The organism is Burkholderia guangdongensis (assembly GCF_013403875.1).
Lineage (GTDB): Bacteria > Pseudomonadota > Gammaproteobacteria > Burkholderiales > Burkholderiaceae > Burkholderia > Burkholderia guangdongensis.
The window spans coordinates 83,385-104,374 of sequence record NZ_JACBNX010000006.1 but is presented as its reverse complement, the minus strand read 5'-3'; the positions used below and the strand labels follow the sequence as shown (position 1 = coordinate 104,374).

The following is a 20,990-nucleotide window of genomic DNA, read 5'->3' as shown; positions in this document are numbered from 1 at the left end:
GGGATTCCCCTTGGTCGTGCCGACCAAGCGATCGTGTCGAAACGACTCGGATACCGCCGATCCGATCGGGTCTGGCAAACTGTCGAACCACAGCAGAGAGGAATTGACCGTGAACTTGCCGTCCCCCATCGAACCAGCAGGGCAGACCGACCGCGCAGCCGCCACAACGGATCGCTCGGGGGTTCAGGTGATTGCGCGGGCCGCGGCGTTGTTGCGTGCCCTCGGCGAGCACCCTGACGGGCTGACGTTGGGCGAGCTGGCCAAGTTGCTGACGCTGCCGCGCTCGACCGTGCAGCGGATCGTCGATGCGTTGCATGCCGAGAACCTGGTGATCGCCGCGTCGCTTTCGCGGGGCGTGCGTCTGGGCCCCGCGTTGCTTTCGCTGGCGGCAGCGGCACGCTTTGAAATTGCGGAACTCGCTCGGCCTACGCTTCAACAGATCTCGCGGGAATGCGGGGAGACAGTCGATCTGTCGCTGCTTGACGGCGACCGAGTGGTCTTCGTCGATCAGGTGGCGGGCGTGCATCGTTTGCGAGCGGAATCGGATATCGGCGTGTCGTTTCCGCTGCATTCGAGTGCCCCGGGCAAGGCGATCCTGGCAGCCATGGGCCAGGATCATCTGCAAAACCTTCGCCCAGGCTTGAGGCTCGCGCGATTGACGGACAACACGATTACATCGTGGCCCGTACTCGATGAAGTGTTGGATGCCACTCGGGCATCGGGTATCGGAACCGATCTCGAGGAGAATTCCCTCGGGATTTGCGCGGTTGCCGTGGCGCTTCGCTTGCCTAACGGAGACTTGGCCGCCGTGTCGATTCCGGTTCCGACACAGCGTTTCGCCGAGCTGCGCTCACACCTGGAAACATTGCTGCGAGAACACGCCAGCCGCCTCCAGCAGCGGCTGGGCGGCGGCCGTACCGCGCTTCATGTGTAATGCTTCAGCGGTCTTGGCACGTTGTTCTATTGGGAGTCCAGTTGACCGGGGAAAATCGGACACTGGATTCGCAATTAAATGTGTTTGTGTTGCCGCATCTCAATCATGTCGTATCTTGATCGTTGATCTCGCCGAAATATTCTGTTAGATTGCGCGGCATATGGGGTGTATGCGACGGAAATTAAGTAAAAGACTCTGATCCGTCGATCGTGGTTGCATTGACACTAATCAATAAGTTTCTTCCGAGAATATAAAACAACGAGAACGACAATGGCGGATTTGCGTTGGACCATGCCAATCGCCAGTTGGACGTCCATTTCGACCGAGGGGGTGCCGAGCGTCGAATTTGTCGATCCAATGGTGCGCCGCCGACTGAGCCGGTTATCCCGGTTCGCGTTACGGGCCGCTCACGATTGCGCGACCGATTGCCGAGCAGTGCGGATGGTATTTGCATCCCGCCATGGTGAATTGGCGCGCACGACCGGCATTTTAGAAGCTATTCAAACCGCCGAGCCCGTTTCTCCGACCGCATTCAGTCTGTCCGTCCTTAATGCCGCAACAGGCATTTTCGGCATCGCGCGCGCGGACCGGTCTCCCGCCACCGCGGTTGCCGCCGGGACGGAAACGCTGGGTTACGGGCTGCTGGAGGCGTTTGCGCAATGCGACGCGTCGCCATCGCCCGTGCTGCTCGTCTATGCGAACGAGCCGGCCGATCCCGTGTATGGCGACGTCGACCGGGAGCAGGCCAGCGAGGCACTGGCGATCCTGCTCGATGCGCAAGCGGCAACCGGCTATCTGACTTGCGAGGTCGCGCCACGCGCAGTCGGCGCCGGCTGCGAGCTCACGCAAAGCGCGGCGGTCCGGCGCTGCCTGACGGCGCGCACGGATGCGACATGGCAAGGCCGCGGTTCGTCCTGGCGCTGGAGCTGGCGTGATCATGCGGCTTGACTATGGCTGGCGGTTGATCGCGACCGGCGTCAGCCTGTCGTTCTTTGCGCTGTGCGGATCGGCATTCTCGCTGGCCGTCGTCGTGATCGGCGCGTTCTGGTCGCACCGGCGCTCGCGGCAGCGTGCGGTGACGTTCGTGATCCACCACTTCTTTCGCATGCTCGTCGCGGTGCTGCAGCGAATCGGCGTGATGAAGCTCGAGGTGACGGGTGCGGCGCGATTGCGCGAAGGCGTCCCGTCGATCGTCATCGCGAATCATCCGACCTATCTCGACGTGATGGTGCTGCTTTCGTTGACGCCGAAGGCGTGCTGCGTCGTCAAGCGTGCCCACTGGGGCAACCCGTGCTTCTGGGGCATCGTGCGCGCAGCCGAATACGTGAGCAACTCGGATCCCGTCGAACTGGTCGAGGCCGGCACGCGGCAACTGGCGGCGGGCTACACGATGATCATTTTCCCCGAGGGCACGCGCAGCCCCGGCGCGAGTCGCCTGCATGCCTTTTCGCGCGGCTTCGCGCATATCGCGCTGCAATCGCGCAGCCCGATTCAACCGACGCTGATCGATTGCGATCCCCCCGTGTTTACGAAAGCGCTGCGTTGGTATCACGTGCCATCGCGCGCGTTCCGGATGCGGATCGACGTGCTCGATCCGATCGAAGCGGGTCGCCTGTCCGGCGACCACGCGTCGCAGTCGCTGGCGGCGCGCACTATTGCCCAAGTCGTGGAAGCGCATATCACCCAACGCCTGTTTCAGCATGGATACTTTAAAGCTGCGAATTAAACAATTGCTGATCGAGATGCTCGATCTGCACGACATGACGGTCGACGATATCGATGACGACGCGCCTCTTTTTTCAACCGACGGCATCGGGCTCGACTCGGTCGACGCACTCGAAGTCGGCATCATGTTGCGCAAGGAATTTCAACTGACGATCACCGCGAACGACGAACGCACGCGGGACCACTTCCGCTCGATCAATACGCTCGCCGCGTTCATCGCTGGCCAGCAGTCGAATCAGGCATTGAACGAAGCCGCCACGGCAAAGGGGAGTGACTCGTGACTGATGCAGACATCCTTGATCGCATCCGCGTGATTTTCAACGAGAATTTCGCGATCGAGCCGGAACGCGTGACCCCTGACACTCATCTCTTCGAAGAGCTCGATCTCGACAGCATCGATGCGGTCGATCTCGCGATCAAGCTTCAGGAAATGACCGGGCAGCGGATCAAGCCGGAAGAGTTCAAATCGGTGCGTACGGTCGGCGACGTGATCGCCGCCGTTCACACGCTGCTCGCCCGTGCGAAATGTTGAGACACGCGATGAGACACGCGATGAGACACGCGCGCGAGTACGCGGTCGATTCGACATGGCGGCGCCGTATGCGCGTCGCGGCCAGGGTCGCGCTGATGCTGGCTTACCCGTTCGTGTTTTTGCTCGCCTGGCGCGGCATCGCGCCGCGCTACGTCGGCTGCATGCTGATCCTGCTGCTGTGGTTGCAACGCTGGATCGGGACGGGTTCGTTCGCGTCGGCGCTCAATCGGCTCACGCGTGTCGACTGGTGTGTGGCGCTCGTGCTGAGCGCCATCTCGCTGACGATCGCGGTGACCGACAGCGAGATGCTGCTCCGTTTGTATCCGGCGTTCGTCAGCGCCGGTTTGCTCGCCGCGTTCGGCGTGACGCTGTATCGCGGGCCGTCGATGATCGAGAAATTCGCGCGCACACGCGCACGCGACCCGAGCACGGCCGTCGTGCGGTATACGCGGCGGGTCACGCAGATCTGGTGTGCGTTCTTCGTGCTGAACGGCGCGTTTTCCGTCTATACCGCGATGTGCTGGAGCCGTGCCGCGTGGTCGCTTTACAACGGCGCGATCGTCTATGCGCTGATCGGCGCGCTGCTGGTGGGCGAGTGGATCTGGCGACAGTGGTTCGTCATGCCGCGGCACGGCGGAGCCGGGGCCGCATGATCGCTTTGCACGACCTCCTGGCCGCGAGCACGGACACCCGCGTCGCGGTCTGCCGCGACGGTGGCGCGCGTTTCACGCTGGCCGATTTCCGCGCGCGCGCCGATGCCGTCGCGCGCGCGGTGGAATCCGGCGATGCCCGCCGCGTCGCGATCTGCACGGACGATCCTTACGATTTCGCGTGCGCGTTCTTTGCGATCGCGGCAGCCGGGCGCGAAGTCGTCGTTCCGGCGAGTTCGGCGCCGGACTATCTGAGCGAACTCGCGCAAGGGTACGACCAACTGCTCGATGCGCGTGCGCTCGATGCGTGCGCGAACACCCGCTCGACGCCCGCTGCGCCGGCGCTGTCCCGGGCGATCGACGCCCGGGCCGCGATCACGCTCTACACGTCGGGCAGCAGCGGCGTCGCCAAGCCGGTGCGCAAGACGCTTGCGCAATTCGACGCGGAAGTCCGCACGCTGCAGCGAGAGTGGGGCGAATGTGTCGGCGGCGCGGTCACGCTGTCGAGCGTGCCGCATCACCACATTTACGGGCTGCTGTTCAGGATTCTGTGGCCGCTGGCGGCGGGGCGCGCGTTCGACCGCGCCTCGACGCTCGAGCCGCTGCAACTGCGGGACCGGTTGGCCGCTTATGGCGGCGGTGTCGTCGTGTCGACGCCGTCGCAACTGTCGCGCTGGCCGTCGCTGCCGGGATTTGCCGCGCTGGTCCCCGCGCCGCGCGCATTCTTCTCGTCGGGCGGGCCGCTGACGCCGGAGGCCGCGGCGGCGTACGCATCCGCATTCGGCATGGCGCCGCTCGAAATCTTCGGCAGCACGGAGACGGGTGGCATTGCGTGGCGTCGTCAGGATATGACGCGTGCGTGGCAGCCGATGCGCGGCATCGACGTGCGCTGCGAGGAGGACCGTGACGCGGGCCGTGACGCGGGCAGCGACGCGGGCGGCGCATTGTGCGTGCGCTCCGCGCATCTCGGGCACGATGAATGGCACCGCACCGACGATGCGGCCCGCTTCGACGCGGCCGGCCGCTTCGAGTTGACCGGTCGTCTCGACCGGGTCGTCAAGCTGAACGGCAAGCGCGTGTCGCTGCAGGAACTCGAGGCGCGCATCGTCAGGCATCCGTTCGTCGCGCAGGCGGCGGCGACGGTCATCGACGGCATATCGCGTGCGCGGGTCGGGGTGGCCGCGGTGCCGACCGACGCGGGGCGCCGGGCGCTCGAGACCGACGGGCGCCTCGCGGTCGCCGCGGCGCTGCGCCGCGATCTCGGTGCCTACTTCGATCCGGTCGCGTTGCCGCGTCACTGGCGCTTTCGCCGGGCGATGCCGTTCGATGCCCGCGGCAAACTGCCCAAAGCGGCGATCGAGAGCGTATTCGCGCCGACGCCCGAAGGCTTCGAGCTGCTGGCCGAATGGGGCGACGCGAGCAACCTGCATGCGGAGCTGCGCGTGCCGCCGGGGCTGGCGCATTTCGCGGGGCATTTTCCCGGACTGCCGATCCTGCCGGGCGTCGTGCAGATCGACTGGGCCGTGAGGATCGCCAGCCGGGATATCCCCGGCGTGCGGGCTGTCCGTTCGATCGAGCATCTGAAATTCAAGGCGCCGGTGCCGCCGGGCGCGGTGCTTGCGCTGAGCCTCGCGCACGATGCCGATCGCAGGCGCGTGCGCTTCACGTTCCGGCGCGGCGCACGGGAATGCACGTCCGGCGTGATCGCTTACGGAGAGGGCGCATGAAGGTCGGCATCTGCGTCGTCATCCCGATCTACAACCATCGCGACGCGATCGGCGGCACGCTCGCGCGGCTCGTCGTGCACGGGCTGCCGATCATCGTCGTCGATGATGGCAGCGATGCGCAGACGCAGCAGACGCTCGCCGAGCTTGCCGAGCGCCATCGCGCGTACGTGACGCTGCTGCGTTTGCCCGTCAACGGAGGCAAGGGCGCGGCCGTGATGGCCGGACTGCGCGCGGCGCGCGCGAGCGGATACACGCACGCGATTCAGATCGATGCCGACGGTCAGCACGATGCCGCCGATGTGCCGAAATTCGTCGAGGCCGCGCGCGCGACGCCGGACGCGGTGATTCTGGGCCGGCCGCGCTTCGACGAGAGCGTGCCGAAGGCCCGCCTGTACGGTCGCTATCTGACGCACGTGTGGGTGTGGATCGAAACGCTGTCGCTCGACATCCCCGATGCGATGTGCGGCTTCCGCCTCTATCCGCTCGACGCCGTATGCAGGCTGATCGATTCGGTCTCGATGCCCACGCGGATGGATTTCGACAGCGAAATCCTGGTCCGCCTGCACTGGCGCGGGCTGGCGTTCCGCACCATCCCGACGCGCGTGGTGTATCCGGCCGACGGGGTCTCGCACTTCGACGTGCTGTGGGACAACGTGCGCATCAGCGCCAGCCATACGCGGCTCGTCGCGGGCATGCTGGTGCGCGCGCCGCTGCTGCTCGCGCGCCGTCTGATGCCGTCGCGCGGCGCAACCGCCAAAGGCGAACGCGCGCGATCGTGGTGGCGCATGCCCGAGCGCGGCAGCCGCGCGGGGATGGCGCTGCTCGCGCTCAGTTGCCGCTGCTTCGGCACGCGGATCACGTCGGCGTGGCTGTACCCGATCGTCGCGTACTTCGTGCTGACCCACCGCTCGGCTCGCGTCGCGTCGCATGCGTACTTCACCCGGCTCGCGCGCGCATGCCCGTCGGCCGCGCAGTCGACACCCGGGTGGCGCACCGCCTACCGTCACATGCTCGAGTTCGCCCAGTCGGGCTTCGACAAGTTCGTCGCCTGGTCGGGCCGCACCGATCGCCTGCGCGTGCGGTTCGACGACGCGTCCGCGTTCGACGCGCTGATCGCGACCGGGCGCGGCGCGCTCGTGATCGGCGCGCACCTCGGCAATCTGGAAATGACGCGCGCGCTCGCGCTGCGCGACGCACGCACCAAAGTGACCGCGGTCGTCTATACCGAGCATGCCAAACGCTTCAACAGCGTGCTCAGGGGGGCAAACGCGGATTTCGCGAAGCAACTCGTCGAGGTCGCGGATTTCGGCCCCGAAACCGCGATGATGATGCAATCGCGCATCGACGCCGGCGAGCTGCTCGTGATCGTCGGCGACCGAGTGCCTCCGCACGACACCGGCAGGACCGTCGACGCCTGCTTTCTCGACGCTCGCGCGCCGTTCGCGCAGGGCCCGTACGTGCTCGCGCACGCGCTCGGCTGCCCGGTCTACCTGTTCTTCTGTCTGAAGGAAGACGGCGAGTACCGCCTTTACTTCGAACCCTTCGCCGAACGCATTGAGCTGCCGCGCCGCGATCGCGCCGCGCACGTCGCGCAATGGGCGCAGCGTTACGCTGCCCGGCTCGAACACTATTGCCGGAAGGCGCCGTATCAATGGTTCAATTTTTTCGATTTCTGGGCAGGCTCCGATGGAGGTCCGCGTGGCCGAGCATGACCTGATGGACGCGACCGCGGTCGCAAGGAACGATGCGGTGAACGCGACGGTCGTGATCGGCGGACGGCATCTGTCGATCGAGGACGTGCTCGCGATCGCACGCCACGGCGCCTCTGTTGCGCTGAGCGACGCGCCGGCGTGGCGGGCGCGGATCGAGCGCGGCGCCGCATGGTTGCGCGAGTACCTGGCGACAGGCGGCACCGTGTACGGCGTGACGACCGGCTACGGCGACGCATGCGTCGTCGACGTGCCGGCCATGCTCGTCGAGGCCCTGCCGCTGCAGCTGACGCGCTATCACGGGTGCGGGATGGGCGAGCTGTTCGACTCGCAACAGACCCTCGCGATCATCGTCGCGCGGCTCAACTCGCTCGCGTTCGGTTATTCCGGGGTACGGCTGACGTTGCTCGAACGGCTTGCGGATCTCGTCAATCACCGGATCCTGCCGCGGATTCCGTCCGAAGGCTCGGTCGGTGCGAGCGGGGACCTGACGCCGTTGTCGTACGTGGCGGCGGCGCTCGCGGGCGAGCGAACCGTGATGTTCGACGGCAGCGAACGCGCGGCGAACGGCGTATGGCGCGCGCTCGGCCGGGAGCCGCTGACGCTGGCGCCGAAAGAAGGGCTGGCGCTGATGAACGGCACGGCCGTGATGACGGGGCTCGCGTGCCTCGCATTCGCGCGTGCCGATCACCTGACTCGCCTGGCTGCCCGTTTGACTGCGCTGACGACGGTCGCGCTCGATGGCCGCGCGGGTCATTTCGATCCACTCCTGTTCGACGCGAAGCCGCATGCCGGGCAGGCCGACGCGGCGGCCTGGATTCGCGCGGATCTCGCCGGTCGCGACGAGCTGCCGGGGCGTCGCCTGCAGGATCGCTACTCGGTGCGTTGCGCGCCGCACGTGATCGGTGTCGTGCGCGACGCGCTGACGTGGGTGCGCCGGGACGTCGAAAACGAATTGAACAGCGCGAACGATAATCCGCTGATCGATCCGGACGCCGGCCGCGTGGTGCATGGCGGCAACTTCTACGGTGGCCACATCGCATTCGCGATGGACGCGCTGAAGACCGCGGTCGCGAACCTCGCCGACCTGATGGATCGGCAGCTTGCACTGCTCGTCGACGACAAGTTCAGCAACGGCCTGCCGCGCAACCTGACCGGCGCATCGCCCGAGCGCGCGCCGATCAATCACGGCTTCAAGGCGGTTCAGATTTCGGCGTCCGCGTGGACGGCGGAAGCGTTGAAGCACACGATGCCCGCGAGCGTGTTTTCCCGGTCGACCGAATCCCACAATCAGGACAAGGTCAGCATGGGGACGATCGCGGCCCGGGACTGTCTGCGCGTGCTCGCACTGACCGAGCAGGTCGCGGCCGCGCACGTGCTCGCGGCCGTCCAGGCGGTGCGCCTGCGGATGCGGGTCGATCCGGGCACGCAACTGTCGGACGCGCTGCGCGCGTTCGTCGACGATGTCGGCCGGCTGTCGCCGTTCGTCGATGAGGATCGGCCGCTCGAGGCCGAGTTGCGCGCGTTGACCGCGCGGATCGCGGCATGCGCGCCGATCGGCGCGATCCACGGCAAGGAGGTGGCATGAGCGCAGCGTTGTCCCGGCTGACGGCGACCGCGCGCGTCGAGGTGCCGTTCCACGACGTCGACGCGATGAACGTCTGCTGGCACGGGCATTATCTGAAGTATTTCGAAAGCGGCCGCGCGGCACTGTTGCGCGCGATCGACTATGACTATCCGGCGATGCGGGCATCCGGTTACATGTGGCCGGTCGTCGAGGCGCACCTCAAATACGTGCGGCCTGCGGCCTATGGCCAGCGCCTGGACGTGCGTACGACGCTGCTCGAATTCGAGAACCGGCTGAAGATCGGTTACGAGATTGTCGATAGCGAATCCGGAGAACGGCTGACGAAGGGATACACGATCCAGTTCGCAGTCGATGCGGTTACGCACGAGTTGCAGTTCGTCTGCCCGCCCGCGCTGACGGCGCGCGTGGAGGCACGATGCGAGTGATCGGGCGACGTTGGTGCGTGGCGGCGGCATTCGGCATGCTTGCCGTGAGTGCCGCTTGCGCGCAAACCGGCGCGGCCGCGTCGCCGGTTGCCGAGCGGCCGGCCGCCGCATCGCTCGTATCCGGGATTGCCGCGCGGCTCGCGCACGCGGGCGCGATTCGCGCCGGCTTCATCCAGACCCAGACCCTCGCGGCGATGAGGCAGCCGCTCGTCAGCAAGGGTTCGCTGGTGTTCGATCGTGCGGCGGGCGTCATCTGGCAGACGGACGCGCCGTACAAGGCGACCTACGTGATCACCGACGCGGGCGTGCGGGAAGTCGACGCGAACGGGCAGCTCGTTCGCGCGGACGCGGGCGGGCGCGGCGTCGCGCAGGTGTCGCGGATGATGCGCGGGATGCTGGGCGGCGATCTGTCGTCGCTTTACGCGCAGTTCGACGTCGAGGCGAACGGCACGCCGGATCGCTGGCGGATGCTGCTGCGGCCGAACCAGCCGCAGATCGCGCAGGCGATCCGCGAGTTGCGAATGAGCGGAGGCGCTTACCTCGAAACGCTTGTCATCGCGTTTGCGAACGGCAACGTCACGAAGCTCGAATTCGTGAATTCGGCCCGCGTCGATACGCTTGCGCCCGCCGAGCGGGCATGGCTGGGGGCGCGTTGATGGATGTGATGCGCGATTCGACGGATGACGCGGCGCGGCGCGCGCCGGCCTGGCTGCTGCGCGCGGCGTGGTCGCTGGTTGCGCTCGCCGCCGTCGCGTATTGCCTGTGGCGATTCGCCGGCCCGTCGCCACTGCAGACGAATCTGCTCGCGCTGCTGCCGGCGACCGAAGCGAATCCGGTCGCGGAAAAGGCTGTCGATGCGCTGAGCGATGCGCTCGGCGGCAGGACCGTCTACCTCGTCACGGACGCCGATGCGGCGCGCGCGAAGGCCGCTGCGAAAGCGCTGGGCGCGCGGCTCGCGCGAAGCGGCGCATTCCGGTCGGTGACGGTCGAGGTGCCGCCGTTCGATCCGTCGCAGATTGCGGCGACCTATCTGCCTGCACGCTTCGGTCTGCTGACGGACGTGGACCGCGCGTCGATCGAGCGCGGCGACAGGCCGTTGGCCGAATCGCTGGCGCGGCGGCTGTACGGCCCGCCGGTCGACGCGTTGCCGACGGCCGTTTCCGACGATCCGTTCGGCTGGCTCCAGCACTGGCTGGCCGGCTTGCCGCTGTCCTCGTCCGGCCTCGCGCTCGAGGATGGGATGCTCGTCTCTCACCGTGACGGTGCGACGGGCGTGCTCGTGATGACGTCGCTCGCCGGTTCGGCATACGAAACGAAGGTGCAGCAGGCCGTGCGGCATGCGACGGCCGATGCCGAGCAGGCGATCGCGGCGGGCTTCCCGGGGGTGCGGATCGACCGCACCGGCACGGTGTTCTACGCGGACGCGGCGCGCGCGAGCGCGGAGCGCGATGTGCACGTGATCGGTGTGGTGTCGTTGTGCGGCATTGCGCTGCTGCTGATGAGCGTGTTCCGATCCGCGCGCCTGCTCGTGCTTGCGTTCGTGTCGACCGCGTTCGGCATCGTATGCGCGCTGACCGTGACCATGCTGCTGTTCGGCAAGCTGCATCTGCTGACGCTGGTGTTTGGCGCGAGCCTGATCGGCGAGGCCGTCGATTATTCGATCCAGTATTTCATCGTGTACCTGTCGAGCGGCGCGCGCTGGCATCCGCGGCGTGGCGCCGCCGACGTGCGGCCGGCGCTGCTCGTCGCGCTCGCCACGAGCCTGCTCGGGTACGCGATCCTGATGTGGGTGCCGTTTCCGGCGCTCAAGCAGATCGCCTGCTTTGCGATGACGGGCATTCTGTCGGCGTTCGCGGCGGTCACGGGTTTCTTGCCGTTGACGCTTGCCGACGGGCCGAAACGGGTGCCGGTGCGTCTGTTCGCGCGGGTCGCGCGTGCGCTTGCCGTCTGGCGGTCGCTGCTGCGCGGCCGGCGCGCGGCGGTGGCGGCCATGCTGTTCGCGCTCGCCGCCGTGCCGGGCTGGATGCTGCTGACCAGCGACGACGACATCCATTTGCTGATCCAGCGCGATCCGGATCTCGCGCGCCAGGAGCGCGCGGTGCGCGACGCGATCGGGCTGGGGAACACGTCGCAGTTTTTCGTCGTCGAGGGCAGGACGCCGGAACAGGCACTGCGGCGATCCGAGAGGCTGACGGCGGCGCTGAATGCGCTCGGCGGCGATCAGCGCGTGGCGGGGGTGCAGTCGATCTCCGCGTTCGTGCCGTCCGCCGAGCGGCAGGCGCGCAACCGCGCGGCGCTGGCCGCGCGTGTATTCGCCGATCCCGCGGCATTGCGCGCGACGCTCGTGCAGGCGGGTTTTCGGGACGATGTCGCGCGCGCGTGGATCGACGCGTTCACGCACGGGGCGAGCGCGACGCTGTCGGTCGACGCGTGGCTGGCCGCGCGCTGGTCGGCGCCGTTCCGTCATTTGTGGCTGGGCCGGATCGACGGGCGCGAGCCCGTTTATGCGGCGCTGGCGATTCCGGGCCACGTCGACGAGGTGAACCTCGCGGCGCTCGACGCGATCGCGCACCGGATGCCGGGCGTGACGTTCGTCGACAAGGCCGCCAGCGCATCGAGACTGTTCGGCGCATATCGCGTCGATAGCGGCCTGTGGCTCGGCGGCGCGCTCGTGGTGGTCGCCGCGCTGCTGATGTGGCGCTACGGCGTGCGCGGCGGCATCGCGACGACGCTGCCGGTCGTCGGCGCGATCGGCCTGACGCTCGCTGCGTACGGCTATGCGGGCGTGCCGCTGACGTTGTTCAACTGGCTGGCGCTGATGCTCGTGCTCGGTGTCGGCGCGAATTACGCGGTGTTCCTGCGCGAAGGATGCATGCGCGACGCCGCGGATCTCGGCGCGGTCTGGACCGGCGTGCTGCTGTCCGCCGCGACGACGCTGCTGTCGTTCGGGATGCTCGGCGCAAGCGCGATGCCCGCGTTGCGCGCGTTCGGCACGACGCTTGCCCTCGGCATCGTGTTTTCAGTGCTGTTCGCGCCGCTCGCGGTGCCGTCGGGCAAGGAGAGCCGTTCATGAAGCATGCGCCCGTCTTTCTGCATGCGCTCGGCATGGTCAACGCGCTCGGCGGGACCGTGGACGAGATCGTCGACGCGCTCGACGCGCGCGTGTCGCCCGGGATGACGCGGGTGCCCACCCGGCTTGGCGACGCTTATGCCGGATGCGTCGGCACGCCGCTCGACGTTGCGCCGCCCGGTCCGCTCGTGCCTTTCGACTGCCGCAACAATCGCCTGCTGCTGGCCGCAATCGCGCAGATCGCGTCATCGATCGATGCGGCGATCGCGCGCCACGGGCCGGGCCGCATCGGCGTCGTGATCGGGACGAGCACGTCCGGCATCCGCGCGGCCGAGGAGGCATTCGCCCATCGCGCCGCGACGGGCGCGATGCCGCCCGCATTCGATTACCGGCAGATGGAAATCGGCACGGCCGCGCCGTTCGTGAAAGCGGCGCTCGGCGTGGCCGGGCCGGCCTATACGGTATCGACTGCCTGTACGTCGAGCGCGAAGGCGTTCGCCGCCGCGCGCCGCCTGCTGCGCTCGGGTGTCTGCGACGCGGTCGTCGTCGGTGGGGCGGACTCGCTCTGCGAGCTGACGATGCAGGGTTTTGCATCGCTCGAGTCGGTCAGCCCGGTGCGGATGAACCCGATGAGCCGCAACCGCCGCGGGATCAACATCGGCGAAGGCGCGGCGGTATTCCTGATGAGCCGCGACGACGGCGAGATCCGGCTCGCGGGCGTCGGCGAATCGAGCGATGCGCACCACATATCCGCGCCGGATCCGCAAGGGCGCGGCGCGGAGGACGCGTTGCGCGAGGCGATCGCGGACGCGGGCGTGACGCCGTCCGCGATCGGCTACGTGAACCTGCACGCGACGGCGACGCGTCACAACGACGCGATGGAGGCGCACGTGATGGCGCGCGTGTTCGCCGACGGCGTGCCCGCGAGCGGCACGAAGCCGTCGACGGGCCACATGCTGGGCGCGGCGGGCGCCACCGAGCTTGCGTTCGCGTGGCTGACGCTCGCGCGCGCCATGGCGTTGCCGGTACACGCGTGGGACGGCGACGCGGACCCGGCGCTGCCGCCGCTCGATCTCGTGCAGACGGCGCGCCGCCTCGGCGGCGACGCAAGGGACCAATACGTGATGAGCAATTCTTTCGCTTTCGGCGGCAGCAACGCCAGCCTGATTCTGGGGCGCTGAGATGAAACGATCCCCACGCGCACTACGTTCGCTGCCCCCCGTGGGGGCGCTCAATCTCCTTGGGGCGGCCCGGCGGAGATTGAGATGACACGCCCCCCATGTCCGCTTCACACGGAAATTCCGCTGCGACCGGTGCTCGACGTGCTGCCGCATCGCGGCACGATGCTGCTGCTCGACACGATCGAGGGCTGCACGGCCACCTGGATCGACGTACGCGCAACCGCGCGCCCCGACGCGTGGTACGCGGACGCGGACGGCGCGATGCCGGCGTGGCTCGGTATCGAGCTGATGGCGCAGGCGATCGCCGCGCACGTCGGCCTGCTCGCGATGCACGCGGGCGGTCGCGCGCGTCCGGGCGTGCTGCTCGGCACGAGCGGCTACCGTGCGCACCGCCCGGCGTTCGAATCGGGCGCCGCGTTGAGGGTCGAGGCGCGCGAGCTGCTGCGCGGCGACGAAGGGCACGGCGCATACGAATGCGCGATCCATATCGGCGAGCACTGTTGCGCGGAAGCTGTCGTCAAGGTGTATCAGCCGGACGATTTTCAGACCTTCATCGAAGAGCGTTTCAATTCATGACCCGACGAGTTCTCGTGACCGGCGCAAGCCGGGGAATCGGCCGTGCGGTCGCGCTGCGTCTCGCGGCCGACGGCTTCGCGGTGACCGTTCATTGCCGCAGCGGCCGCGACGAAGCGGAGTCGGTCGCCGCGGCGATCGCGCGGCAGGGCGGCACGGCGAGCGTGCTGCAGTTCGACGTGCGCGACCGCGCGGCATGCCGCGCGCAGCTGGAAGCGGACGTCGACGCGCGCGGCGCGTATTACGGAATCGTCTGCAACGCGGGCGTGACGCGCGACGGCGCGTTTCCGGCGCTGTCCGACGAAGACTGGGACATCGTGCTCGAGACGGGGCTCGACGGTTTCTACAACGTCGTCCATCCGCTGACGATGCCGATGGTCCGGCTGCGGCGCGGCGGCCGCATCGTGACGATCGCGTCGGTGTCCGGCGTGATCGGCAATCGCGGGCAGGTCAATTACAGCGCGGCCAAGGCGGGCCTGATCGGGGCGACCAAGGCGCTGGCCGTCGAACTCGCGTCGCGCGGCATCACGGTCAATTGCGTGGCGCCCGGCCTCGTCGATACGGGGATGCTCGACGACATGCCGCTCGAGCATGCGCTGAAGGCGGTGCCGATGGGGCGGGTCGGTCGTCCCGACGAGATTGCGTCGGCGGTCGGCTTCCTGATGTCGGATGCCGCGTCCTACATAACCCGGCAGGTGATCGGGGTCAACGGCGGGATAGTGTGATGAAGCGAGTCGTCGTGACGGGGATGGGCGGCGTGACCGCATTCGGCGAGACGTGGCCGGAGATCGATGCGCGCCTGAAGGCGGCGCGCAACGCGGTGCAGCGCATGCCGCAGTGGGATTGCTACGAATCGCTGCACACGCGGCTCGCGTGCCCGCTGCCGGACTTCGCGTTGCCGTCGCATTATCCGCGCAAGAAGACGCGATCGATGGGACTGGTGTCGATGTATGCGGTGCGAGCGAGCGAGCTCGCGCTGGCCGATGCCGGTCTCGCGGACGATCCGTCGATCAAGGACGGCCGCATGGGCGTCGCGTACGGATCGTCGTCGGGCTCGGTCGAGCCGATCCGCGCGTTCGGCGCGATGATCGAGACCGGCTCGATGCGCGACGTGACGTCGAACAGCTACGTGCAGATGATGCCGCACACGACCGCGGTCAACGTGAGCCTGTTCTGGGATCTGAAGGGGCGCATCGTGCCGACGTCGTCGGCGTGCGCGTCCGGAAGCCAGGCGATCGGCTACGCGTATGAAGCGATCGCGACGGGCAAGCAGCGCCTGATGCTCGCCGGCGGCGCCGAGGAGCTGTCCGGGCCGGCGGTCGCCGTGTTCGACACACTGTACGCGACCAGCACGCGCAACGACGAAGCCGCATTGACGCCGCGCCCGTTCGACGTCGCGCGCGACGGCCTCGTGGTCGGCGAGGGGGCCGCGACGCTGGTGCTCGAGGAATATGAGCACGCGCGCGCGCGCGGCGCGGCGATTCATGCGGAAGTGGTCGGCTTCGGCTGCAATTCGGACGGCGCGCACATCACGCAGCCGACCGCCGAAACGATGGCGGTTGCGATGAGGATGGCGCTCGACGACGCGGCGCTCGATCCCGCGGCAATCGCCTACGTGAATGCGCACGGGACGTCGACCGACCGTGGCGACGTCGCGGAAAGCCATGCGACGCATGCGGTGTTCGGCGAGCGCATGCCGATCAGCTCGCTGAAGAGCTACGTCGGACACACGCTCGGCGCATGCGGCGCGCTCGAGGCGTGGTGGACGATCGAGATGATGAAGCGCAACTGGTATGCGCCGACGCTCAATCTGTCGGCCGTCGATCCGGCGTGTGCGGCGCTCGACTACATCGTCGGCGCCGGCCGTGCGATCGACGCGGAGTACGTGATGAGCAACAACTTCGCGTTCGGCGGGATCAACACGTCGCTGGTCTTCCGGCGCGCCGGTTCGCGATGAACGGCGGGGGACCGTCGCGCGTCGTCGTCACGGGGCTCGGCATCGTGTCGTGCCTCGGCAACGCGCTCGCGGACGTGTCGGCGGCCCTGCGCGCCGGCCGATCGGCCGTGCGCCGCGTCGACGCATGGCGCGCGCGCGGCTTTGCGAGCCAGGTTGCGTGTGTCGCGACGGTCGACGCCGAGACGCCGTTTTCGCGCCGCCACGAGCGCTTCATGGGCGATACCGCGCGCTTTGCCGCGCACGCCGTCGCCAAAGCGATCGACGATGCGGGCCTCGATCCCGCGGCGTTACGCTCGCCGCGCGCGGGCGCGATCGTCGGCTCCGGCATCGGCTCGATCGCCGCATACGACGACGCGATGGCGATCGTGCACGCGCGCGGCATCGACAAGGCGCCGCCTTACGTCGTCCCGAAGGCGATGAGCAGCACGGCGTCCGCGTGCGTCGCCCAGCTGTTCGGGATCGAAGGCGTCGCCTATTCGCCGTCGTCGGCCTGCACGAGCTCGGCGCTCGCGATCGGGCAGGCGATGCATCTGATTCGCACGGGTGCGCAGGACATCGTGCTCGCGGGCGGCAGCGAGGCGCTGCACGACAACATGACGCTGATGTTCGATGCGATGGGCGCGTTGTCGCGCGGCTTCAACGACCGCCCCGAGCATGCGTCGCAACCGTACGGTATCGGTCGCGACGGTTTCGTGATCGCGTCGGGCGCCGGCATGCTCGTACTCGAATCGCTCGATCACGCGGTCGCGCGCGGCGCGCGGATTTACGCCGAGCTGACCGGTTTCGGTCAATGCACGGATACCACCGGGATGGCGACACCGCACGCGTCGGGAATCGCACGGGCGATGCGCATGGCGCTTGGCGCTACGCGGCGACGCCCCGATTACGTGAATGCGCATGCGCCGTCGACGCCGCTCGGCGATGTCGAGGAACTGCGCGCGCTGTCCGCCGTATTCGGCGACGACATGCCCGCGTTTTCGTCGACGAAGGCGATGACCGGCCATCCGCTCGGCGCGAGCGGCGCACACGAGGCGATCTATACGGTGTTGATGATGCGCGACGGCTTCGTGGCGGGGACGGCCGTCGACGGCCCGCTCGACCCGGCAGTCGGCCGTTTGCCGATCGTCCGGGCGACGCGCGATGCGCGCATCGATCGGGCGATGTCGGTGTCGTTCGGTTTCGGGGGCAGTTGCGCGAGTTTGCTGTTGGACGCCTGGAAAGGCGATTGAAGCTGATGTCGATGAACGATGACGACGACAACAACCATGAGGGCAAGAACCATGAAACATAAACGGCACCTGGCTGGCATGCTGATCGCGACGGCGCTGTTGACGGGCTGCGGCACCGTCGTGCGCTCGCTGCCGCTGCCCGCGGATGCGGCTCAGCCGGACGCGTCGGGCGTGAGGCTTTACTTCGGGGCGCTCGCGCATCCGGCGGTGAAAACCGATTTCGGCCAGCATGCGGCGTCGGCACGCGTCAAGCGCGCGGGCGCCGAGCAGCCGACGTGCGATCAGGCGCTCGGCGATGCGCTTGGCCGTCTGCGCGAATACGCGAAGAAGCGCGGCGCGAACGCAGTCGTCAACGTCAATACGCGCTTTCACGACAATCGCTCCGATTCGCAGACTGCCTATACGTGCGGCGTGAGCCCGAGCGCGGGCGCGATCACGGTATCGGGCGACGTCGTGCTGCTCGACGCGCAGTGATGCGGGGGCCGTGCGTCATGCGGGTTTGACCGCCGCCACGTTGACCAGCGTCTCGCGGCGCTTGCCGGGCTGCGGCCGATACAGGCCGAGCCGCTCGAACAGGCCGAAGTCCTTCGCGCGGCTCCACCACAGATACGGCAGCGATACGTTGCGCTCGTCGAACGCGAAACCGGCGTCGCGCAGCATCGCGAGGTAGCCGTTCGCGCTCTTCTGCACGTGCATCGGATGACGAAACAACAGCCGGATGATCCAGGATTTGATGTAGGCATCCGTCGATTCGGCGAACAGCAGCAATCCGTTCGGCTTCAGCACGCGATGGAATTCGGCGAGCGTGCGCTCCTGGTCGACGAGATGATGGAACGTCTGATGGCAGAACACGATATCGACGCTTTCGTCGGCCAGCGGCAGCCGCGCGCAATCGGCTTCGTGCAGATCGACGGGCACGCTACAGCGTTCGGCGGCAACGGCTGCGCAGGCGAGCGATTCGCGGTGGTAATCGACACCCACGATCCTGCCCGGCGAGAACGCGTCCTGCAGGAGGCGGAACGACTTTCCCTGGCCGCAACCCGCGTCCAGCACGACCGGCTCCGACGGCGGCGGCGTGGTGACGAGGCGCTTCAGGTCGGCGATCGCCACGCGCAGCACATGATGTTCCCAGGTGTGCGTGCGCAGGAACCAGATGCCGAATGCGGTTTCGGGGACGTACGTTGTCGCGGCGTGCGTACGGGGAGACGACATGATTTCCTCGGATATCTGTGTTATTTGTCGGTATTTATTGTAAATGGCATTGCGCCGTCGTGAAGTGGAAAGTTCGTACGCCGGATCAATACAAATGAGTCATGACATCATGAATGAAATGAATTTCCGCCGGGTTCGCGCCGATGTCGCGATCATCGGCGCAGGGCCGGCCGGTGCGGTGGCCGCGGCGTTGCTGCGCAAGGCCGGGCGCTCGGTGCTCGTTCTCGAGCGCCAGCATTTTCCGCGCTTTTCGATCGGCGAAAGCCTGTTGCCGCAAAGCATGCAGTATCTGGAAGAGGCGGGTATGTTGCAGTCCGTCGTCGAAACCGGATTCCAGTTCAAGAATGGCGCGTATTTCGTCCACCGCGATCGCGAGGTGCCGTTCGATTTTCGCGATAAATCGACGCCGGGCTGGGGAACCGCGTATCAGGTGGAGCGGGCGACCTTCGACGACGTGCTGATCCGGTGTGCCGCGCAGCAGGGCGCGGACGTGCGCTTCGGTCATTCGGTGCGCGCATTCGTGCCGGGAGACGCGCCGCAACTGGACGTGACCGACGACGCGGGCAACGACTATCGGGTGCAGGCGTCGTTCGTGCTGGACGCGAGCGGATTCGGCCGCGTGCTGCCGCGGCTGCTCGATCTCGAGGCGCCCACGTGCCTGCCGACGCGCGCGGCAATCTTTACGCACGTCGAAGATCGATTGCCGGCGGGCTCGACCGATCGCGACAAGATCTGCATCGCGGTGCATCCGACGCGGCGCGACGTCTGGTATTGGATGATTCCGCTCACGAACGGCCGCTCGTCGGTCGGGTGCGTGGCGGAAGCGTCATTTCTCGATGTGCCGGACGACCGCCGTGAATCGCTGCTGCGCGAACTGCTGCAGACGGAGCCGACGCTCGCGCGTCTCGTGGGTTCGAAGCCTTTCGTGATGCCGGTGCGCCATATCGGAGGCTATGCGTCGAACGTCGAGCGCCTGCACGGCCCCGGCTATGCGCTGCTCGGCAATGCGGGCGAATTTCTCGATCCGATCTTCTCGTCGGGCGTCACGATCGCGATGCGCTCGTCGCATCTGGCCGTGCGTGCGCTCGAGCGGCAGTGGCGCGGCGAGACCGTCGACTGGCATCGGGATTACGACGTCGCGCTGCGCAAGGGAATCGACACGTTTCGCGCGTTCGTCGAGCGATGGTATTCGGGCGAACTGCAGGACATCATCTTTCACGAAAGGAAATCGCCGGAAGTGGGGCGGATGATCTGCGCGATCCTCGCCGGCTATGCGTGGGATGAATCGAATCCGTTCGTGCGCGAACCCGCGCGGCGTCTCGAGGTGCTGGCCGAAATCTGTCGGGCCCGATGACGCAGGGCGGGCGACCAATAAAAAAGCCCGCTGCTGGAGCGGGCCGAAACCATGTTTGGAGACATGGAGGAGACAGATGCAACTTTAAGGGAAAACCCTAAACGTTGCAAGCGCTTTGTTGCAGCGAATGTTGCAGGGAAACCACACGTCGCGCGCTAGCCTCCCGCAGCGTCGCACAGCCGATACTCGCCGATCCACGCCTGCGCGAGCGGCAGTGCGTATTTGTCGCGCATCTCCTCCTCGATCCATGCGCAGGCGGCGCGCGCGCAGTCGTTCAGCGCGTGCCGCATCGTGTGGCCGTTCATGTCGTAGACGAACCGTATGCCGACCGTCGCGTCGGTCAGCTTGCGCTCGAGCCGTTTCAGCCGCAATTGCGGCGCGTGCTGTTGCGTGAGCGCGCGAAGTTCGTCGAAGTGATATTCGAGCCAGTCGGACAGGAACAGCGCATCGCCGCGGCAGGCCAGCCGGAACGCCGCGCCGCGCGTGACGCGCACCGCGGTCGGCATCCCGCACGTCAGCGCGGGGGGCGGCGCGGTTGCGTCATCGGATTCGTCGAAAACCGGCGCGAGCGGGCCGTCGATGCGCCGGTAGGACGGCCAGCTGCGCAGCGTGCGCCACAGCAGCTCGTCGCTCGCCGCGCACGACGGTTGCATCGTTACGTCGTGGAGATCGCCGTTCGATCGCGCGATGTCGCGGATCACCAGCCGCAACGAGCACGGCGGCGCGTCGTCGGCGAGCAGCGTCGCCACGCGCGGCAGGCCGTCTAGCGCCGGCAGCGCGCCGGACGCGCGGAACGCGAGGCCGTGCCGGTCGAGCCGCGCGAGCGCGAGCGGCATCGAAAACAGCGGGTGCGCAACCGTGATGCAGGCGCCGGACGTGCCCGCCGGCCCCGGCATCGCCGCGCGCAACATCGGTAATTGATTCAAGTCGACTCTCCTCGATGGCTGCGCCAGTCGCGCAGCTTGACGCGTACCCAGGCCGCCGGCGCGCGCCGCGACGCCCATTTCATGAGTGAAGGTCCCGTGTGGTCGGCGTGTGGGTATTCGCGCATTACAGCGGCGGGCGGAGAACTGGGAAACTGTCATTTCTGACAGGTGAGCTGGGCGACCGCGTGGAAATCCGGT

Annotated in this window: 21 protein-coding genes; 19 read left to right on the top strand and 2 right to left on the bottom strand. The window is 67.5% G+C overall.

Annotated elements, in window-relative coordinates; translation table 11 throughout:
• Positions 1–109: 109 nt before the first annotated feature.
• The 18 genes from HZI36_RS08025 to HZI36_RS07940 all read left to right on the top strand — a co-directional run bounded on the left by HZI36_RS08025 (position 110) and on the right by HZI36_RS07940 (position 17,774).
• Positions 110–934, top strand: a complete 825-nt coding sequence (locus tag HZI36_RS08025; RefSeq protein WP_179402110.1) for an IclR family transcriptional regulator domain-containing protein — start codon at positions 110–112, stop codon at positions 932–934.
• A 270-nt stretch (positions 935–1,204) separates the two neighbouring features.
• Complete coding sequence (locus tag HZI36_RS08020; RefSeq protein WP_179402109.1) at positions 1,205–1,882, top strand: beta-ketoacyl synthase chain length factor; 678 nt, start codon at positions 1,205–1,207, stop codon at positions 1,880–1,882.
• Complete coding sequence (locus HZI36_RS08015; RefSeq protein WP_179402108.1) at positions 1,866–2,660, top strand: 1-acyl-sn-glycerol-3-phosphate acyltransferase; 795 nt, start codon at positions 1,866–1,868, stop codon at positions 2,658–2,660. The genes HZI36_RS08020 and HZI36_RS08015 overlap by 17 nt, the downstream gene beginning before the upstream one ends.
• Positions 2,635–2,940, top strand: a complete 306-nt coding sequence (locus HZI36_RS08010) for a phosphopantetheine-binding protein (RefSeq protein WP_179402107.1) — start codon at positions 2,635–2,637, stop codon at positions 2,938–2,940. Before HZI36_RS08015 ends, HZI36_RS08010 begins: the two co-directional genes overlap by 26 nt.
• On the top strand, positions 2,937–3,191 hold the full coding sequence (locus HZI36_RS08005) for an acyl carrier protein (protein WP_179402106.1): 255 nt from the start codon (positions 2,937–2,939) through the stop codon (positions 3,189–3,191). Before HZI36_RS08010 ends, HZI36_RS08005 begins: the two co-directional genes overlap by 4 nt.
• Before the next feature lie 20 nt (positions 3,192–3,211).
• Complete coding sequence (locus HZI36_RS08000) at positions 3,212–3,844, top strand: COG4648 family protein (protein WP_179402105.1); 633 nt, start codon at positions 3,212–3,214, stop codon at positions 3,842–3,844.
• Positions 3,841–5,568, top strand: a complete 1,728-nt coding sequence (locus HZI36_RS07995) for an AMP-binding protein (RefSeq protein WP_179402104.1) — start codon at positions 3,841–3,843, stop codon at positions 5,566–5,568. Before HZI36_RS08000 ends, HZI36_RS07995 begins: the two co-directional genes overlap by 4 nt.
• Positions 5,565–7,280, top strand: coding sequence for a glycosyltransferase family 2 protein (locus HZI36_RS07990; RefSeq protein ID WP_179402103.1), 1,716 nt, complete (start codon positions 5,565–5,567; stop codon positions 7,278–7,280). Before HZI36_RS07995 ends, HZI36_RS07990 begins: the two co-directional genes overlap by 4 nt.
• Positions 7,267–8,865: an aromatic amino acid lyase gene (locus HZI36_RS07985; RefSeq protein ID WP_179402102.1), complete on the top strand. Its 1,599-nt coding sequence runs from the start codon at positions 7,267–7,269 to the stop codon at positions 8,863–8,865. Before HZI36_RS07990 ends, HZI36_RS07985 begins: the two co-directional genes overlap by 14 nt.
• The gene (locus HZI36_RS07980; protein WP_179402101.1) at positions 8,862–9,290 is read left to right on the top strand and encodes an acyl-CoA thioesterase; all 429 of its coding nucleotides are present in this window, start codon (positions 8,862–8,864) and stop codon (positions 9,288–9,290) included. Before HZI36_RS07985 ends, HZI36_RS07980 begins: the two co-directional genes overlap by 4 nt.
• A gap of 35 nt (positions 9,291–9,325) precedes the next feature.
• Positions 9,326–9,946, top strand: a complete 621-nt coding sequence (locus tag HZI36_RS07975) for an outer membrane lipoprotein carrier protein LolA (protein WP_246326999.1) — start codon at positions 9,326–9,328, stop codon at positions 9,944–9,946.
• Positions 9,946–12,363, top strand: a complete 2,418-nt coding sequence (locus tag HZI36_RS07970; protein ID WP_179402206.1) for an MMPL family transporter — start codon at positions 9,946–9,948, stop codon at positions 12,361–12,363. Before HZI36_RS07975 ends, HZI36_RS07970 begins: the two co-directional genes overlap by 1 nt.
• The gene (locus HZI36_RS07965) at positions 12,360–13,541 is read left to right on the top strand and encodes a beta-ketoacyl-[acyl-carrier-protein] synthase family protein (protein WP_179402099.1); all 1,182 of its coding nucleotides are present in this window, start codon (positions 12,360–12,362) and stop codon (positions 13,539–13,541) included. The genes HZI36_RS07970 and HZI36_RS07965 overlap by 4 nt, the downstream gene beginning before the upstream one ends.
• Before the next feature lie 84 nt (positions 13,542–13,625).
• Positions 13,626–14,117, top strand: a complete 492-nt coding sequence (locus tag HZI36_RS07960) for a hotdog family protein (protein ID WP_179402098.1) — start codon at positions 13,626–13,628, stop codon at positions 14,115–14,117.
• Entirely contained in the window at positions 14,114–14,839 is a 726-nt protein-coding gene (locus HZI36_RS07955) for a 3-ketoacyl-ACP reductase FabG2 (protein ID WP_179402097.1), read from the top strand. Before HZI36_RS07960 ends, HZI36_RS07955 begins: the two co-directional genes overlap by 4 nt.
• Positions 14,839–16,071: a beta-ketoacyl-ACP synthase gene (locus HZI36_RS07950; protein ID WP_179402096.1), complete on the top strand. Its 1,233-nt coding sequence runs from the start codon at positions 14,839–14,841 to the stop codon at positions 16,069–16,071. Before HZI36_RS07955 ends, HZI36_RS07950 begins: the two co-directional genes overlap by 1 nt.
• The gene (locus HZI36_RS07945) at positions 16,068–17,300 is read left to right on the top strand and encodes a beta-ketoacyl-[acyl-carrier-protein] synthase family protein (protein ID WP_179402095.1); all 1,233 of its coding nucleotides are present in this window, start codon (positions 16,068–16,070) and stop codon (positions 17,298–17,300) included. Before HZI36_RS07950 ends, HZI36_RS07945 begins: the two co-directional genes overlap by 4 nt.
• 51 nt (positions 17,301–17,351) lie before the next feature.
• A complete protein-coding gene (locus HZI36_RS07940) occupies positions 17,352–17,774 on the top strand; it encodes a signal peptidase (protein WP_179402094.1) in 423 nt (140 codons plus the stop codon).
• 15 nt (positions 17,775–17,789) lie between these two features.
• On the opposite strand, the gene HZI36_RS07935 is transcribed toward HZI36_RS07940, so the two are convergent.
• Positions 17,790–18,512: a class I SAM-dependent methyltransferase gene (locus tag HZI36_RS07935; protein WP_179402093.1), complete on the bottom strand. Its 723-nt coding sequence runs from the start codon at positions 18,510–18,512 to the stop codon at positions 17,790–17,792.
• A gap of 109 nt (positions 18,513–18,621) precedes the next feature.
• Between HZI36_RS07935 and HZI36_RS07930 the strand changes: the two genes are divergently transcribed.
• Entirely contained in the window at positions 18,622–19,866 is a 1,245-nt protein-coding gene (locus HZI36_RS07930; protein ID WP_179402092.1) for an NAD(P)/FAD-dependent oxidoreductase, read from the top strand.
• A 155-nt stretch (positions 19,867–20,021) separates the two neighbouring features.
• Here HZI36_RS07930 and HZI36_RS07925 read toward each other — a convergent pair whose 3' ends face one another.
• Positions 20,022–20,792, bottom strand: a complete 771-nt coding sequence (locus tag HZI36_RS07925) for a hypothetical protein (protein WP_179402091.1) — start codon at positions 20,790–20,792, stop codon at positions 20,022–20,024.
• Positions 20,793–20,990 lie beyond the last annotated feature (198 nt).

Coding starts and splice junctions, on each gene's coding strand:
- HZI36_RS07980 (WP_179402101.1), top strand. CDS start 8,862: ATGAGCGCAGCGTTGTCCCGGCTGACGGCGACCGCGCGCGTCGAGGTG.
- HZI36_RS07950 (WP_179402096.1), top strand. CDS start 14,839: ATGAAGCGAGTCGTCGTGACGGGGATGGGCGGCGTGACCGCATTCGGC.
- HZI36_RS08010 (WP_179402107.1), top strand. CDS start 2,635: ATGGATACTTTAAAGCTGCGAATTAAACAATTGCTGATCGAGATGCTC.
- HZI36_RS07960 (WP_179402098.1), top strand. CDS start 13,626: ATGACACGCCCCCCATGTCCGCTTCACACGGAAATTCCGCTGCGACCG.
- HZI36_RS07940 (WP_179402094.1), top strand. CDS start 17,352: ATGAAACATAAACGGCACCTGGCTGGCATGCTGATCGCGACGGCGCTG.
- HZI36_RS08020 (WP_179402109.1), top strand. CDS start 1,205: ATGGCGGATTTGCGTTGGACCATGCCAATCGCCAGTTGGACGTCCATT.
- HZI36_RS07970 (WP_179402206.1), top strand. CDS start 9,946: ATGGATGTGATGCGCGATTCGACGGATGACGCGGCGCGGCGCGCGCCG.
- HZI36_RS07995 (WP_179402104.1), top strand. CDS start 3,841: ATGATCGCTTTGCACGACCTCCTGGCCGCGAGCACGGACACCCGCGTC.
- HZI36_RS07945 (WP_179402095.1), top strand. CDS start 16,068: ATGAACGGCGGGGGACCGTCGCGCGTCGTCGTCACGGGGCTCGGCATC.
- HZI36_RS07990 (WP_179402103.1), top strand. CDS start 5,565: ATGAAGGTCGGCATCTGCGTCGTCATCCCGATCTACAACCATCGCGAC.
- HZI36_RS07975 (WP_246326999.1), top strand. CDS start 9,326: ATGCTTGCCGTGAGTGCCGCTTGCGCGCAAACCGGCGCGGCCGCGTCG.
- HZI36_RS07955 (WP_179402097.1), top strand. CDS start 14,114: ATGACCCGACGAGTTCTCGTGACCGGCGCAAGCCGGGGAATCGGCCGT.
- HZI36_RS07935 (WP_179402093.1), bottom strand. CDS start 18,512: ATGTCGTCTCCCCGTACGCACGCCGCGACAACGTACGTCCCCGAAACC.
- HZI36_RS07930 (WP_179402092.1), top strand. CDS start 18,622: ATGAATGAAATGAATTTCCGCCGGGTTCGCGCCGATGTCGCGATCATC.
- HZI36_RS08000 (WP_179402105.1), top strand. CDS start 3,212: ATGAGACACGCGCGCGAGTACGCGGTCGATTCGACATGGCGGCGCCGT.
- HZI36_RS07965 (WP_179402099.1), top strand. CDS start 12,360: ATGAAGCATGCGCCCGTCTTTCTGCATGCGCTCGGCATGGTCAACGCG.